The organism is Halosimplex marinum, assembly GCF_051414075.1.
GTDB classification, from domain to species: domain Archaea; phylum Halobacteriota; class Halobacteria; order Halobacteriales; family Haloarculaceae; genus Halosimplex; species Halosimplex marinum.
Map to the genome: position 1 here is coordinate 26,144 of NZ_JBLKNY010000005.1, position 14,612 is coordinate 40,755.

The 14,612-nt window shown below is 67.3% G+C and carries 13 protein-coding genes; 7 read left to right on the forward strand and 6 right to left on the reverse strand.

The window, feature by feature from the left end; all coding sequences use genetic code 11:
• The first annotated feature begins 42 nt into the window (after nt 1–42).
• Together ACMGFI_RS13430 and ACMGFI_RS13435 are read left to right on the forward strand one after the other, a co-directional pair.
• A complete protein-coding gene (locus tag ACMGFI_RS13430; RefSeq protein WP_436910274.1) occupies nt 43–1,053 on the forward strand; it encodes a DUF8528 domain-containing protein in 1,011 nt (336 codons plus the stop codon).
• A 99-nt stretch (nt 1,054–1,152) separates the two neighbouring features.
• A complete protein-coding gene (locus ACMGFI_RS13435; protein ID WP_436910275.1) occupies nt 1,153–1,920 on the forward strand; it encodes a Nif3-like dinuclear metal center hexameric protein in 768 nt (255 codons plus the stop codon).
• 24 nt (nt 1,921–1,944) lie between these two features.
• On the opposite strand, the gene ACMGFI_RS13440 is transcribed toward ACMGFI_RS13435, so the two are convergent.
• The 3 genes from ACMGFI_RS13440 to ACMGFI_RS13450 all read right to left on the reverse strand — a co-directional run bounded on the left by ACMGFI_RS13440 (nt 1,945) and on the right by ACMGFI_RS13450 (nt 5,403).
• On the reverse strand, nt 1,945–4,311 hold the full coding sequence (locus ACMGFI_RS13440; protein WP_436910276.1) for a DUF7983 family protein: 2,367 nt from the start codon (nt 4,309–4,311) through the stop codon (nt 1,945–1,947).
• Between the two features lie 41 nt (nt 4,312–4,352).
• Nucleotides 4,353–4,676 (reverse strand): tRNA-binding protein, encoded by a 324-nt coding sequence (locus ACMGFI_RS13445; RefSeq protein WP_436910277.1) that lies wholly within the window; start codon nt 4,674–4,676, stop codon nt 4,353–4,355.
• A gap of 64 nt (nt 4,677–4,740) precedes the next feature.
• Nucleotides 4,741–5,403, reverse strand: coding sequence for a hypothetical protein (locus tag ACMGFI_RS13450; protein ID WP_436910279.1), 663 nt, complete (start codon nt 5,401–5,403; stop codon nt 4,741–4,743).
• A 203-nt stretch (nt 5,404–5,606) separates the two neighbouring features.
• On the opposite strand from ACMGFI_RS13450, the gene ACMGFI_RS13455 reads away from it, so the two are divergent.
• The 4 genes from ACMGFI_RS13455 (at nt 5,607) to ACMGFI_RS13470 (ending at nt 10,210) form a co-directional block, all read left to right on the forward strand.
• On the forward strand, nt 5,607–6,794 hold the full coding sequence (locus ACMGFI_RS13455; protein WP_436910280.1) for a redox-regulated ATPase YchF: 1,188 nt from the start codon (nt 5,607–5,609) through the stop codon (nt 6,792–6,794).
• A 41-nt stretch (nt 6,795–6,835) separates the two neighbouring features.
• Complete coding sequence (locus tag ACMGFI_RS13460) at nt 6,836–7,411, forward strand: SprT-like domain-containing protein (protein WP_436910281.1); 576 nt, start codon at nt 6,836–6,838, stop codon at nt 7,409–7,411.
• Nucleotides 7,412–7,472: 61 nt separating this feature from the next.
• Nucleotides 7,473–8,525 (forward strand): deoxyhypusine synthase, encoded by a 1,053-nt coding sequence (locus tag ACMGFI_RS13465; protein ID WP_436910282.1) that lies wholly within the window; start codon nt 7,473–7,475, stop codon nt 8,523–8,525.
• Between the two features lie 143 nt (nt 8,526–8,668).
• Nucleotides 8,669–10,210, forward strand: a complete 1,542-nt coding sequence (locus ACMGFI_RS13470) for a phosphoenolpyruvate carboxykinase (ATP) (RefSeq protein ID WP_436910284.1) — start codon at nt 8,669–8,671, stop codon at nt 10,208–10,210.
• A gap of 55 nt (nt 10,211–10,265) precedes the next feature.
• Here the strand turns inward: ACMGFI_RS13470 and ACMGFI_RS13475 are convergent, their stop codons facing one another.
• From ACMGFI_RS13475 to ACMGFI_RS13485, 3 genes are all read right to left on the reverse strand, one after another.
• Nucleotides 10,266–10,415, reverse strand: a complete 150-nt coding sequence (locus ACMGFI_RS13475) for a DUF7563 family protein (protein ID WP_006883967.1) — start codon at nt 10,413–10,415, stop codon at nt 10,266–10,268.
• A 175-nt stretch (nt 10,416–10,590) separates the two neighbouring features.
• Nucleotides 10,591–11,634: an RNA 3'-terminal phosphate cyclase gene (gene rtcA / locus ACMGFI_RS13480; RefSeq protein ID WP_436910285.1), complete on the reverse strand. Its 1,044-nt coding sequence runs from the start codon at nt 11,632–11,634 to the stop codon at nt 10,591–10,593.
• Between the two features lie 212 nt (nt 11,635–11,846).
• Nucleotides 11,847–12,131 carry a hypothetical protein gene (locus ACMGFI_RS13485; protein ID WP_436910286.1) on the reverse strand — a complete coding sequence of 95 codons (285 nt, stop codon included), beginning with the start codon at nt 12,129–12,131 and terminating at the stop codon, nt 11,847–11,849.
• 792 nt (nt 12,132–12,923) lie between these two features.
• Here ACMGFI_RS13485 and ACMGFI_RS13490 point away from each other — a divergent pair.
• Nucleotides 12,924–14,474 (forward strand): hypothetical protein, encoded by a 1,551-nt coding sequence (locus ACMGFI_RS13490; RefSeq protein ID WP_436910287.1) that lies wholly within the window; start codon nt 12,924–12,926, stop codon nt 14,472–14,474.
• The last annotated feature ends 138 nt before the right edge of the window (nt 14,475–14,612 follow it).

Consider the following 14,612-nt stretch of genomic DNA (forward strand, 5'->3'; position numbering starts at 1 on the left):
CGCACCGACTGTTTTACGTCGGCCGAGATACAGGGTGGTGGCATGGACCGACTCTCGTCCTGTTACTTCTGTGGCGCCGCCCCCGACGCCACGCTCGAAGAGCATCCGGTGGTCCCCGAATCGCTCGACCCCGCCGCCGAGACGCGGACGACTGTCGTCCTCTGTCGCACCTGCGAGCGGAAACTCGACGCCGTGCTCGACGCCGTCGTCGGCGCGGTCGAGAACGGCGACGCGACCGCCGAGAGCGGGTCCGGCGGCGACGGCGCGAGCGCGGACCCCGCGCCGGAGGGCGACGCGGAGGACGGCCTCGAGTCGACGCTCGGCGACGACGAGGAGATCCTGACGCCGCTGGGCGACGACGAGTCGACAGCGGAGGATGCCGCCGAGGCCTCGGAGATGGAGTTCGGCGACGACCGCGCGGCCGACGACGAGGCGGACGACGCGGGCTCGGACGACGGCGACGACGGCCCGTCGAAGGCCCGCAAGTACACCCGGTCGCGCGGCGCGGGATTCCGCAAGGAGGACGACGACACGGTCGAGTCGGGCTCGCTCACCGGCGGCGCGTTCGACGATGACGACGAGGACGAGGGCGAGTCGGGGTCGCTGACGGGCGACGCGTTCTCCGACGACGGCGCCGGCACCGGCGGTTCGACTGCCTCGGGCGACGAGTCGAGCGACCCGCTGGCCGGCGGATCGACCGACGGGTCCGCCGAAGGTGGGACCGACGAGGCCAGCCCCGAGAACGAGGCGGGCGCATCCAGTTCCGGGAGCGGATCCGGCGGGCGGTCGAGCGGTGGCCAGTCGAGCGGCGACACGTCGGACTCGGACGGCGACGGCGGCGACCACCGCGTCTCGATGAGCCGGCTGGAGAACACGAAGGTGATGCGGCTGCTGGAGAACCGGGAGTTCCCGGTCGACAAGGCGGAGTTCGTCACCGTCGCGGCCAACGCCTACCAGGTCTCGAAGAGCGACTGCGAGAAGGTGATCGACCTCGCGGTCGAACACGGCCTCCTGCGCGAGGAGAACGGCCAGCTCTACGGCGGCGACGCCTGACCGACCCCCTCCTCCGCGGGCCGTTCCACCTCTCATACCCGGTCGTCGGTCTGATCGGAAGCCGCAACGAATAGGGACACCTCGGTCGAACGGGCGGGCATGGACCTCTCGACAGTCTGCGAGCGCTACGACGAGCGGCTCTCGCCCGGCGGGTACGCCGACGTGGACGCCAGCGCCAACGGCCTCCAGGTCGGCCCCGACGAGGCCGACGTGGGGACGGTCGCCTTCGCCGTCGACGCGGCGGGCGCGACCATCGACGCGGCGGTCGACCGCGGCGCGGACCTCCTGGTCGTCCACCACGGGCTCTCCTGGGGCGGCATCGACCGCGTCACCGGCCTCGACTACGACCGGATCGCCCCGCTGATCGAGGGCGACCTGGCGCTGTACGCGATGCACCTCCCGCTCGACGGCCACGACGAACTCGGCAACGCGGCCGGCGTCGCGGACCTGCTCGGCCTCGAAGCCCGCGAGCCGTTCGGCGAGGTCGGCCCCGTCACCATCGGCCAGCGCGGCCGGGCCGCCGACTCGTTCTCGCCCGCCGAACTGGCCGGCCGGCTGGAATCTGAACTGGACACGGGCGGCGAGGGCGTCCAGTACTTCGATTTCGGCCCGGCGGAGATCGAGGACGTCGCCGTCATCACGGGCGGCGGCGCCGACTGGCTAGAGGAGGCCATCGACGCCGGCGTCGACGCGTTCGTCACCGGCGAAGGCAAACAGAAGGTGTACCACCAGGCCCGCGACGCCGGCGTGAACGTCTTCCTCGGCGGTCACTACGCCACGGAGACGTTCGGCGTCCAGCGGTTACGGGACCTGGCCGACGACTGGGGCCTGGAGACGACCTACGTCGACCACCCGACCGGCCTCTAGAGGCTGTTCGGCCTCCCAGGCGTCCTACTCGGGGACGCGATGTTCCGCTACCAGCGGGGCGATCCGCTCTCTCACGACCTCGGCGTCGACCTGGTTCCAGCCGCTGACCGAGACGCCGCTACCGAAGTTGACGGCGATCGCCTCCCCGTCGCCCGCGTCGCCGTGTGCCCGCACGAGCGGGACGATCTCCGCCTCGACCACGGAGCGCTCGACCGGCGTCCAGCCGTCGAGCGGCGCTCCGTCGCCCAGATACACCTTGTGCGACTCCCGACCGGGTCGGCTCTCCGACGGCGCTCGCCCGTCTCCCCCCTCGTCGCTCTCCGAACCCTCGTCCGACCCCGCCGATCCGAGCTCGTCCGTCGATCCGAGTTCGACGCCGCCCTCCAGGTCCAGGTCCCGCCGGCGGACGTACTCGCTCTCGGTGACCTCGAAGAGTTCGTCCTCGGCGACGGTTGCCCGCTCGTCGAGCACCGCCTCCACCTTCTCCTCATCGACGGTCTCGGTCGTGACGCGCTCGACCGGGACGCCGTGTTCCCGGAGCGCCGCCGCGACGGTCTCGTCGTCCCGCAGCGACCGGCGCCGGCGCTTCGCCCCGGTGACCGACCCGACCGAACCCGCGACCGTCTCGTCGGGTTCGACGCGGGAGGTCAACTCGTCCCGGACTGCGGTCCGCAGCTCCTCGATCTCCGACTTCGCCTTCGAGAGGACGGCGTAACTGTCCGCCAGCGCCGCCGTCTCCAGCCCCGAAACGTCCGCGGACTCCATCGCCTCCAGCTCCGCGACGGTGTCCGCGAGGTCCCGGAGGAGCCGTTCGGCCCCGTCGGCGTCGAGTTCTTCGGCCCCGTCGGGCTGGTCGGGGCCCTCGTCGCCGCGGTCTTCGTCGACAGACCGCTCGTCGTAGACGCGCGCGCAGAACGCGCGGTCCGCGAGCAGCGACTGGACGGCCTCCCTGGACGGCCGGTCGGCACCGGGCCCGGACCCCTCCAGCACCGCCAGCACGGCCCGGTCTTCCAGGTCGCGCCCCGCGATCCGCTCCTCGATCGAGTCCAGCGTCGTCGACCCGGTGACCTCGAACGCGAAGGTGCTGAACGGTCGGGCGTCCAGTTCGTGGCGCGTCACCGACAGGGCTCCGTCCGTTATCGCGTACTCGTCGACCCCGCGGGCGGGCGGCTCCTCGCCGACCGTCGACTTCGAGAGGACGTGCTCGGTGCTCCCCGGGTCGGAGAGCCGAACGCCCGCTCGCTCCGCCCGGGCCGGGTCGGTCCGCTTGCCGGCGAGGACCGCCGCCGGTCGCCGCGGGAGGGCGTCGAGGAGTTCCTCGACGGCGTCCTCCCGGACGCTGGCGACATCGAGGTCGCCACAGGCGACCAGTAGCGTCCCCTGGTCGGCGGGTTCGTCGACCGCCGACAGGACCTCGGCCGGTTCCGAATCCGCGTCGACGCCGACCAGCGTGACGCCGTCGCCGACCGCGACCGCCTCGCCGCCGACCGGCGTGAGCAGGCCGCCGGTCGCCAGGCTCCGTATCACTGTGGATCGGACTTCGAGTTCCTTCGGGCCGGGGACGAGGTAGAAGGGGATCCCTGCCTCGCTGAGTCGCGCGAGCTCGGTCTGCAGGTCCGAGACCGTCTCGCGGTCGGGCGAACCGCTCTGGAACAGCCGCCCCGTCTGGACGACGGCGTCGACATCGCGCTCGATCGCGATGTCTATCGCCTGCTCGAACGCGTCGAGATAGTCGGCCTTCCGGACCGTCCGGCCCATGTTCTCCCGGCCGAGCGTCGCCTTCCCGACGTGCAACAGCGAGGCGTCCGAGGCCGGGTCGACGGCTGCGGACCGCACCGTTTCGGTATCAGTCGGCACGGGTTCCGTTCTTTCGCGCTCCGCATCCTCGGGCTTCCCACCCTCGTGGGCCACGTCGTCGGGGTCCACGTCTTCGACTCGCTCTGCGTCGTGTCCGTCGGCTTCGGAGACCAGAGTGGCAGTTTCGGCGACGAACTCCCCGGTCGAGCCGAGTTCGTCGACCGAGAGGTGGTCGCGCAGGGCCGACGACGCGACCACGTCCGCCAGCCGCTCGCGGCTCCCGGACCCGACCCGGCAGTCCCGGAGGTGGTCGGCGGCGGCCGCGGCCTCCGCGTCGTCCATCCTGGTGATCGAGTCCGGGGCGGCGAGGTCGTCGGCGATGTCGTCGGCCGTGTTCGGCAGCCACACGTCGCCGACGACCGCGAGCGCCTTGAACAGGAACCAGGGGACGGCGTCGCCGGGACCGTACCCGAGTCCCGTCAGCAGGTCCCCGGCCTCCGGGCGGAGCGAGAACGCGTACCGCCCGCTCGGGAACGACGCCTCCACCCGGAGGTCCCCGTCGGCGGCCCGGCGCAACTCCGGTTGCTTCGCCATGTGTGCTCGGATACCGCCGGACCGGTACAAAAAGTTGATCCTCAGTACAGTTCGCCGCCGGGCGGCACCGACTCCTCGGGCGTGACCAGCACGGGGTTGCTGTCGTCGCCGGGGACGCCGACGGTCAGCGCCTCCGATTTGAACCCCGCGATGCGGACGCTCCCGAGGTTCGTCGCCGCCAGCACCTGTCGACCCTCCAGGTCCGCGGCGTCGTGGTGGTAGCCCAGCTGGGCCGCCGACTGGCGCGTCTCGTCCCCGAAGCCCAGCCGGAGTTTCACCATCTCGGGCTTGTTCGCCTCGGGGAACGGTTCGGCGCGCTCGACCTCCGCCACCCGGATCGTCACGTCGAATGGACTCTCGGTCATGAATCCGCCGTCGCCCGTCGGAGAGGTAAGGGTTACTCCACTCGTCCGCCGCTCCGTGACGGCCTCATTCACCGCCGGCCGAGACCGACAGTTCGAACCACCAGTCGACGGCCTCCGGCTCCGAGTTCGTCTCGCCCTCACGTCCGGCGGTTTCGGTCCACAGCGCGACGGACACGTCGAACCGATAGGTCCCCGGTCGCAGGTAACCGTCGACGGTGTAGTCGTCCCAGACCTCGTAGGTGGTCGCCGTCGCCGAACCGGACTCGAAGGCGTGTCTCCCGCAGCCGTAGCCGTCGAAGCCGACGCTGTCCCGCGGCGAGCGGTCGCGCGTCCAGCAGTCGCCCGCGCGGTCGGCCGGCGCGTCCCCCGCACGGTACAGCCGGAGCCCGTTCGGGTCGCTCCGGCCCTTGCCGCGGTTCAGGAGGTGACACTGGGTGTCGTCGGTCACGTCGATCTCGCGGTCCCGACCGTCGTTGCGCAGTCCGACCGAGAACCGCGCCGGCGCGTCGGCCGTCGAGCGGGTGCGTTCCGCGGAGACCGCCGCGGAGACCTCGCTCTCGTCGGGAAGTGTCCCGATTTCTCCGAGTTCGACGCGGCGGGGTCCGGGACCCGCACACGCCGGCGGCGTCGCCGTCTCGGCGGCCGTCCGGTCGGGCGAACCGAGCCCCCGACAGCCGGCGAGCGTCGCGCAGGCACCCAGCGAGGCGAGGACCGCTCTGCGGCGCATACCCCTCGTTTCGCCGCCACCGGGAAAGGGATCCCGGTGACTCGACGGGGCGAGTCGCCTCCCTTCACCGCCGGTCGTGTCACTGTCTCTCACTCGATGTGTACATTGTGAATCGTGCCCACAGCCACCGAGACGGACGGGAACGCACGATTCGACGTATCCGATTGGAAACGTTTTAGCCGGACGCTCGGATACAGATGCCAATGAGTTACCGCATCGGACTCGTCGGCAAGCCATCGGTGGGCAAGTCGACGCTGTTCAACGCCGCGACGATGAACGACGTGCCGGAGGGCGCGTATCCGTTCACCACCATCGACCCGAGCGTGGGCGAGGCGTACGTCCGCGTCGACTGCGCTGCCCCGGAGTTCGACCACTCCTGCACCCCTAACACCGGCTACTGCGAGGCGGGCAAGCGGTTCGTCCCGACCAAGCTGGTCGACGTGGCCGGCCTGGTCCCCGGGGCCCACGAGGGTCGCGGGCTGGGCAACCAGTTCCTCTCGGACCTCAACGAGACGGACGTGCTGGTCCACGTCGTCGACTTCTCCGGCGAGACCGACATCGAGGGCGAGGCGACCGAGGACCACGACCCCCGCGAGGACATCGACTTCCTCGAAGCGGAGCTGGATATGTGGTACCTCGACATCCTGGAAAAGGGGATCGAGCGCTACCGCTCGGGCTACCAGGGCGAGGATCGGGACATCGAGGTCGACCTGGCCGAGCAGATGAGCGCGTTCGGCATCGGCGAGGACGCGATGAAGCAGGTCATCCTCTCGCAGGGGCTGGCGCTCGACCCCGACGAGTGGACGGAATCTGACCGCGAGGAACTCGCCCGGGAGATCCGCCTGCGGACGAAGCCGATGGTCGTCGCCGCGAACAAGATGGACAAGCCCGCGGCGCAGGCCAACTACGAGGCGATCACGAGCGACCCCGACTACGACCACCTGACGTTCGTCCCGGTCTCCGCCCACGCCGAGAAGGCGCTCAAGTCGGCCGACGAGCAGGGGGTCGTCGACTACCGCCCGGGCGACTCGAACTTCGATATCGTCGGCGATCCGAGCGACGAGCAGGCGGCCGGCCTCGAACGGATCCGCGGGTTCGTGACCGAGTACGAGGGGACCGGCGTCCAGCGGGCGCTGGAGACCGCGCTGTTCGACGTGCTCGACGCCATCGCCGTCTTCCCCGGTGCGGAGAAACCGCAGGACGACGGCACCTTCCTCCAGGACTGTTTCGTCCTCCCGGACGGCTCGACCGCCGAGGAGTTCGCGTACTTCCTGCACACCGACATCGGCGAGGGGTTCCTCCACGCGACGGACGTGCGCTCCGGCCGGCAGGTCGGCGCCGACACCGAACTCGACCACCGCGACGTGGTCGAGATCACGACGACGAACTGAGCGACCGATTCAAGAGACCGCGCGCCCTCACCGGAGACAACGTGACGACGCCGTCGTACGACGACATCGCGGCCCACGAGGACCTCCTCGCGTGGTCGCGGGCCTACTGCAAGGAGGTCCGCCGCGAGTGGGTCGTCGACGTGCGCTTCGACCTCGTCGAGTGGGAGGTGTCGACCCGGGCGAAGCGGCGCGCCGCCGCGCTCAAGCGCCCGAAGATCCCCGCAGCGGCGGTCGGGACGCCCATCGACTGGGACACGGCGGAGGCCGCGAACGGTCGGATCGCGGACGGACGCCCCTTCCCGGCGACGCTGTCGCTGACGTGGGACGCCTTCGAGACGTTCGACCGCGCGGCGTGGGAGTCGACCCTGCGGCACGAACTCGTCCACCTCGAACAGTACCAGCGCTGCGGGACCACCGACCACGGGTCGGAATTCAAGGCACGTGCCGAGGAGCTGGACACAGAGGTCCACTGCGAGGCGTTCTCCGACCCGAAGTACGTCCTCCGCTGCGAGGCGTGCGATGGGGTCGTCGCTCACCGCTACCGCGAGTGCAAACTCGTCCGCCGGGCCGAGGAGTATCGCTCGTCCTGTTGCGACGCGATGCTGACGGTCGAGTAGCGGGGCGAGTCCCGACGGCGGATCGCGGGCTTGAAGCGCGCGGGCGGCCGAGGGGCGAGCGATGACCGACGAGACGCCCCGAGAGACGTTCGAGCACGACCCGATCGGCCACGCGGAGGCGCGGGCGGGCATGACCGTCGGCGAGCTCGCCGACGAGTACGGCGACGCCGGCATCGGCGCGAGCGCGCTCCACGAGGCCGTCGACGTGTACGCGGAGATGCTCGGTGACGACGAGGTGACCAACTTCTTCGGCCTGGCCGGCGCGATGGTCCCGACCGGGATGCGCCGTATCGTCGCTGACCTGATTCGGGACGGCCACATCGACGCGCTCGTCACGACGGGCGCGAACCTCACCCACGACGCCATCGAGGCCATCGGCGGCAAACACCACCACGGACAGGTCCACGCCGAGGGCAAGACCGAGCGCGAGCACGACGAGCGCCTGCGCGACGAGGGCATCGACCGCATCTACAACGTCTACCTCCCCCAGGAGCACTTCGCGCTGTTCGAAGGCCACCTCCGCGACGAGGTGTTCCCCACGCTCGAAGCCGAGTGCGAGGAGCGCGCCGAGGACGGCGGGACGGGCGCCGTCAGCATCCAGCGGTTCACGGAGGAACTCGGGCGTGCGAACGCCGAGGTGAACGAGTCGAAGGGCGTCGAGGAGGGCGCGGGCGTCGCGGCGGCGGCCTACGAGAACGACGTACCCATCTACTGCCCCGCCGTGCAGGACTCCGTGCTGGGCCTGCAGGCCTGGATGTACTCCCAGACGAGCGCGTTCACGCTGGACGCCCTGGCCGACATGACGACCATCACCGACCAGGCGTTCGACGCCGAGAGGGCCGGCGCGATGGTCGTCGGCGGCGGCGTCCCGAAGAACTACACGCTCCAGACGATGCTGGTCGCGCCCGACGCCTACGACTACGCCGTCCAGCTGACGATGGACACCCCCGAGACCGGGGGACTGTCCGGCGCGACACTCGACGAGGCGCGCTCGTGGGGGAAACTGGAGAAGGCGGCCCGCAACGCCTCCGTCTACGCCGACGCGACGATCACTCTCCCGCTGGTCGTCGCCGCCGCCCGCGAGCGCGTCGAGTCGGACGACACCGACCGCTGACCGCCGGCGGCCTCGACCGGGATGCCTGCCGCCCGCCTCGAACGATTTACTCGGTATTTAATAATTTATTCTATGCCGTGGATTAGCAAACGAATGGTGCAAATGACACCTTTATAACGGACGGATGTGATCGATCGGGTACGATGTCACAACACGGGACGGCGATGGAGTCCCCGACCGCGGCGCTCGCGGACCCCGCGACAGCCGACAACGTCACCTACGACCCCTCGCTGGCGACGTTGCGCGAGTACGCGCGCGACGAGGAGACGACGACGGAGTACGGCTCGCCGTCGTACACCAGCGAGCACCGGTCGCGCAACGCCGAGCGGACGAAGAACGCGGTCGACCACGAGTTCGGTCCCGTCGACTACGAGCACGTCGAGCGGGCGGTCGAGGCTGCCGGGGACCGCGAGATGGTCTGTCTGGACCGCAAGCTGGGTCGCCACCCCGACAGCACCTACGTCTGTCGGTACTACGTTCCGAAGGAGTACAGCCGCATCGCGCTGGCGTGGGCCAACCTGTTCGAACCCGCGCCCGACGGCGCCGACCCGGACTTCACGACCGTCCAGGTTCCGGACGCCGACGAGGTGGCCATCCGCGTGCTCCCCGACGAGGGGTTCACCGCCGTCCTCGGGACCGACTACACCGGCGAGGCCAAGAAGTCGTTCCTGCGACTCTTTATGTTCGACGCCAAGCGCCAGGGCGGGCTCGGCCTCCACGCCGGCACCAAGCGCGTCCGCCTCGAAACCGAAGACGGCGAGGCCGGAGACGCCGGGACCGACGACGACTCGGACCTGGTGACGGTCGGACAGGTCTTCCTCGGCCTCTCGGGCACCGGCAAGTCCACGCTGACCGCCCACGGCCTCGGCCTGGACGAGCCCGAGGACGCGACGATGCTCCAAGACGACGTGTGCGCGCTCCGCCCGGACGGCACCGTCGCCGGCAGCGAGGGCGAGGGCCTGTTCATCAAGACCATCGGCCTCGACCCCGATGAACAGCCGGCCCTCTACGAGGCCGCGACCCACGAGTCGGCGGTCCTGGAGAACGTCGACGTGGCGGCGGACGGGACGGTCGACTTCGACAGCGACGCCCACACCGCCAACGCCCGCGCCGTCGTCGAGCGCGAGCACCTCCCCTCGGCCGACGAGGAGATCGACCTCCCGTCGGTCGACCAGGTGTTCTTCATCACGCGCAACCCCGCGATGCCGCCGCTGGCGAAGCTCTCGCCGGAGGAAGCCGCCGCGGCGTTCATGCTCGGCGAGTCCGTCCAGACCAGCGCGGGCGACCCCGACAGCGCCGGCGAGGCCATCCGCGTCGTCGGCACCAACCCCTTCATCGTCGGCTCCGAGGGCGAGGAAGGCAACCGCTTCCGCGACCTCGTCGCGGACCTCGACGTCGACGCGTACCTGCTCAACACGGGAACCGTCGGCGACCGCGACATCGGCGTCGACGACACGGTGACGCTCCTCCGGGAGGTCAGCCGCGGCCGCATCGAGTGGACCGACGACCCGACGACGGGGTTGACCGTCCCCGACGCCGTCCCGGGGATCGACGCGAGCCGATTCGACGTAGGCGACGCGCTCGACGACGCCGACGAGCAGATCGCCGACCTCCGCGCGGAGCGCCGCGACTACCTCGCCGAGTTCGACGACCTCGACGAGGAGATCCGCGCGGCGGTCTACTGACGGGTCGGCGCCGGAGAGCGGTCGGTCGTCGGTGACGGCCGAGCGTCGGCGGGGATCAGGCTTCCCCCGCCCGTTCCCTGGAGACTTCCGCGATCCCGCTGTTGGCCGAGCAGGTGGGACAGGCGTGGACCTCGCCGCCCTCGTCGGCGAAGACGCGTGCGAACTGTTCCGAGACGTGCGTACCGCAGTGTGCGCAGGCTGGCATCGGTCGAGATTCCGGACTGGCGTCCACGCGGAGACAGGTCGCGATCCGTACAAGACGGTTTTCCGACCTGGGACCCAAATTCCCCCGAACTCCTGTGAACGTCGTTCGAACGGTCTGTCGGAACCGTTCGCAACCGCGAGGGGTGCCGACGGCTCCCGCGAGAGGTGGCTGTCAGTTACCGATCAGCGACGAGGACGGGCGTCGGTCCGGACCGGTCGACGGCGACCGGACGGCCGAAGGTCGCCAGCAGTTCGCGACTCGTGGCGACGTGGTCGGAGATCCCCGGGACCGCGACGCGGCCGCCCGCGAGTGCGAGGAAGACCAGCAACTGGTCGGCCATGTGCGGGTCGACGGCGGCACCGCTCCCGCGGAACCGGCGGACCTGGTCGGTCGCTTCGGCGGCGACCGCCTCGGACCGCTTGTCCGGCGCGCCGTAGGCGTCGAACCCGGCCAGCGGCCGTCGGTTCTCGTCGGTCCCGTCCTCGACGGGGGCGCCGTCCAGCCGGACGACCACGACCGAGCCGGGGCTGTCGCTGGCGACGTAGCTCGTCCGGTGCTCGACGGGGTCGATCCCGAGGTCTGCGAGCGCGTCCGTCGCGGCGTCGGCCTGGCGGTCGGCCACCTCGGCGTCGGCCAGGTCCGTCGCCGCCTTCGAGTAGACGCGAGCGCTCGTCGGCTCCAGCGGCGTGTCGAGGTCCAGCGGCGACAGTTCCGAGGGCCACAGATGCAGCGTCGCGCGGCCGCCGCCGGCCGGGTAGAAGCCCGTCCGGTCGAGTTCGACCGCGGCCGCGAGCCCGAACTGACGGAGGAGCGGGAGCTTGACGGCGCGGTAGTAGGCCACCGGCGGCGACCACGTCACGTCGGTCCCGCCGGTCGCCGTGACCGACAGCGGCTCGTCGATCGCGGTCGCCAGCGGTAACAGCGCGTCGAACAGCAACGTCACGCTCCCGGCGGTCCCGATGTCTGCCTCGTAGCGGCCGCCTGCGACCCCGCCGGGCTCGAAGGTGACCGTCTCCGAGCCCAGTTCGGCGCCCTCGACCTCGGCGTCGGCGACCGCCGCGGCCGTCTCGACCGCGGCGAGGTGCTGGGGCTTCAATCCGGGCTCCGGGCGGTCGCCGCGCACGTCGTCGATCTCGACGGGTTCGCCGTCGAGCATCGACAGCGTCAGCGCGCTCCGGAGCAACTGGCCGCCGCCGTCGCTCCCGTCGACCTCCAGCATACGCAGGGGTAGCTCCGTCCCCGGTTTAGCTCTCCCGGTTGGTTGGTACGGTCTCACGGACCGCGGCGACGGCGGCGTCGGCCGGTGTCCCGCCGCTCCGTGGAGTCGCGCCGCTCGGCGGTGATGAACCGCGAAAAGCCACCGACCCTCGGAAGCCTGACAGTACCGCGGGGCCGGTGCGGGTGTCGATACGGCGTCGACGCTCTGGGGTCTTACTCCGTGCGGCTCTGGACCATGCGCTCGACGCGGCCGACGAGGGTGTCACGGCCGGTCGCGCGCTCGACCATGTCGCTCATCTTCGTCTGCTCGAAGTAGCTGGCGAACGCGAGGATGGTCGGCGCCCAGAGCCCGACGAACAGGCCCTGTTCCTTGTCCCCCTTCGCGTAGAAGAAGAACCACGACAGCGCAACCGATCCCGCCGCGAGGAGCACTGCCGGGTCTGTCCCCGTGTCTTCCGCCGCTCGCATCGCTTCCTGGTGTTGGCCTTGGGATTCCATGCACGCACCCTTGCGCCGGTACGGGCTTAGTTAGCCACCGGGTAGCCGGCGCAACCGGAGGTTATCGCGTTCGACGGCGTGACAACCCGAAGTTACGCCCGGAAACGCGGCGTTACTCGCGGACGGTCGGGCGACGACCCGGCGGCCCGCGGTGGAAACCGACTTGCCGGACGACCCCCTACGTCCGCCCGGCCGATGACGACCCCCGGTTCCGAGCCGGCCTGACGACCCGGCGGTGACGACCCCTATGAGTGCCGAGGCCACGCTTTTCGAACCAGAGACACAGGCGTTGTCGATCAAGCGTCTACATCCGGAGCGTCAGACCCATGCATTGCCGAAGAGGGCTATCCGGACCGGGATCCCGGCGCAGAGTCGGGAACCGGAGGTGACGGGTCGATTCAGGATAATGTATCTGTATTCTGGTCAGTAATATTGACCGTGGACAGCGAAGTTGACCGAAACGCGACCGGCGTTCTGGTACCCATCCCGCTGGGTGAAGAGAGGCCGCTTCGGAACCAGGCGACGGACGACATTCTGGAACTTCTGTACAGGAATCCACACGAAGAGTTCGGAGTACGCCAATTTCGGAAATTGACTGGATATAGAGTACAGACCGTCGACAAGCACTGAATCTTCTGCTACGAGCGGGAAGGAAAGCCGATAGAACAGACAGATCCGGACTCACAGAGGACGTGATGACGGGAATCCTACAGGACTAACCATGACTTGAGAATCAAGGAATACGTTTTAGAGCGTTGCCACTAACTTGGTACCAAGAGGTCATTATCGGGTATGGATGAACGGTCACGGCGTCAGATTCTTCGACTCCTTGGAGCGGGAACAACTGGACTGATCACGGGCTGTTCTGCACTGAATAGTGGGGAAGAGAACACCTCAACAGAATCGGATACGGATCGTAGCACATCAACTCGGACAGCTACTTCTGCAGATACACCCGGAGCTACGGCTACTTCAACACAGAGTTCGTCGCCCACACCGACATCTACGCCCACGCAGACATCAACTCCCTCTCCCACGCCTACCGCAACAGCAGTACCAACAAGAGGGCTTGAGTACCTGCGGATCGAAGATGAAGAAGATCTTTTACAAAAATACGGTGAAGAAGAACTTACAGTAGAGAGCCTAGAACCCAGAGAAACAGCACATACAATCCAGATGACCGGAGACGAAAGAGAAGAACTATACAGAGAAGACCTACACCAGTTCATGTATGAAGAAGAATATGAAAATGCTAAAGAACAGATGAAAGATTTGAATCCAGAAAAATTTGAACACTATATAACCTTATCCGTAGCATCAGTGTCCGGATCAGGTTTCGATGACTCAACTCTTTCTCATACGGAAAGAGGTCAGTTCTACTCTCTCTTTCTCAGAAATATAACTAATGATCTACACGATGAGGAAATTGATGATATGAGAGTGGGATTGATTCCCTTCGTAAAAAGAACAAGTGAGGAAACCAATAGAGTCGGCGCAGAAGTTATTGACAGAGACAATGATCGGCACAAGACCTTCTTCCTCGAGAATAACAGTTACCAATTCAAGAACCCAGGCAGTATTGGAATCGTTGATGGACAAGCAGATATGTACTTTGGAGCGTCTGAGTTTGAAGTCATGAGACATGAGATTAACCTGCCTTGGAATAAAGCGTTAGACAGTATTAGTCCGGATAAGCTTCAAGGAATGTTTAGAGACCAGATGGTCGGTTTCACGAACTGGAACAGTGTTCATGAAGAATTAGAGTTCGAAGGTCGTGAAGAGGCAGAGGAAATAACTTCTCGGCCTACGCCAACGTCTACTCCTGCTGAAGAAACATCTACACCAGCGCCGGGCGAAACACCTCTCCAGATAGCTGCTCACGAGCCGTTCGCTGAGGACTACAGACAATCGATTGTAGACGGAAATGATGACGATAAAAAGTACCGTATGGATCTCTCAGACACCCTAACAGACTACGTACTGAATGGAGATCACGGAGATACATACGGAATACTCGTCGGCGGAGAACTAGAAGATCCTACGCTTATTGAGGTCGACCACGAAGCAGCAGAATTCTTCGACGCAGTACACGACCTCGAAGCCGACCGAAACACCGACCTTAGAGAACTCGCAGAAACATACCAGAAGACCGGTGTGGTACCCCGGAATGAAGAAGAAGCCGGCACAGACACCAGCGGCTACACAGGTCTCGCTAGCACAGCACTCGCCGGAGCCGGAATCGGAGCCATACTAAGAGAACGGTATGGTGAAGAGGGCTTCACAGACGGAGTAATGGACGCAGAAACAGGAATCGCGGGGACAGTCAGAGAGAAACTCAACTAGACAAACTCGATCGAATCGATAGTTTCTAGGAGTTTCAGATATTGTAAAGAAACGTGGTTCTAGCAGTACATCAGTAGGAAACCATGAGTACCGAGGCCGACCCACCTTTCACCGTTCACGTGCTTTTCGAGCGGATGG

What these genes read in the sequence shown, in the direction of transcription:
- ACMGFI_RS13455 (WP_436910280.1), top strand. Translation starts at nt 5,607, where the DNA reads ATGAGTTACCGCATCGGACTCGTCGGCAAGCCATCGGTGGGCAAGTCG.
- ACMGFI_RS13430 (WP_436910274.1), top strand. Translation starts at nt 43, where the DNA reads ATGGACCGACTCTCGTCCTGTTACTTCTGTGGCGCCGCCCCCGACGCC.
- ACMGFI_RS13450 (WP_436910279.1), bottom strand. Translation starts at nt 5,403, where the DNA reads ATGCGCCGCAGAGCGGTCCTCGCCTCGCTGGGTGCCTGCGCGACGCTC.
- rtcA (WP_436910285.1), bottom strand. Translation starts at nt 11,634, where the DNA reads ATGCTGGAGGTCGACGGGAGCGACGGCGGCGGCCAGTTGCTCCGGAGC.
- ACMGFI_RS13465 (WP_436910282.1), top strand. Translation starts at nt 7,473, where the DNA reads ATGACCGACGAGACGCCCCGAGAGACGTTCGAGCACGACCCGATCGGC.
- ACMGFI_RS13485 (WP_436910286.1), bottom strand. Translation starts at nt 12,131, where the DNA reads ATGGAATCCCAAGGCCAACACCAGGAAGCGATGCGAGCGGCGGAAGAC.
- ACMGFI_RS13475 (WP_006883967.1), bottom strand. Translation starts at nt 10,415, where the DNA reads ATGCCAGCCTGCGCACACTGCGGTACGCACGTCTCGGAACAGTTCGCA.
- ACMGFI_RS13440 (WP_436910276.1), bottom strand. Translation starts at nt 4,311, where the DNA reads ATGGCGAAGCAACCGGAGTTGCGCCGGGCCGCCGACGGGGACCTCCGG.
- ACMGFI_RS13435 (WP_436910275.1), top strand. Translation starts at nt 1,153, where the DNA reads ATGGACCTCTCGACAGTCTGCGAGCGCTACGACGAGCGGCTCTCGCCC.
- ACMGFI_RS13445 (WP_436910277.1), bottom strand. Translation starts at nt 4,676, where the DNA reads ATGACCGAGAGTCCATTCGACGTGACGATCCGGGTGGCGGAGGTCGAG.
- ACMGFI_RS13490 (WP_436910287.1), top strand. Translation starts at nt 12,924, where the DNA reads ATGGATGAACGGTCACGGCGTCAGATTCTTCGACTCCTTGGAGCGGGA.
- ACMGFI_RS13470 (WP_436910284.1), top strand. Translation starts at nt 8,669, where the DNA reads ATGTCACAACACGGGACGGCGATGGAGTCCCCGACCGCGGCGCTCGCG.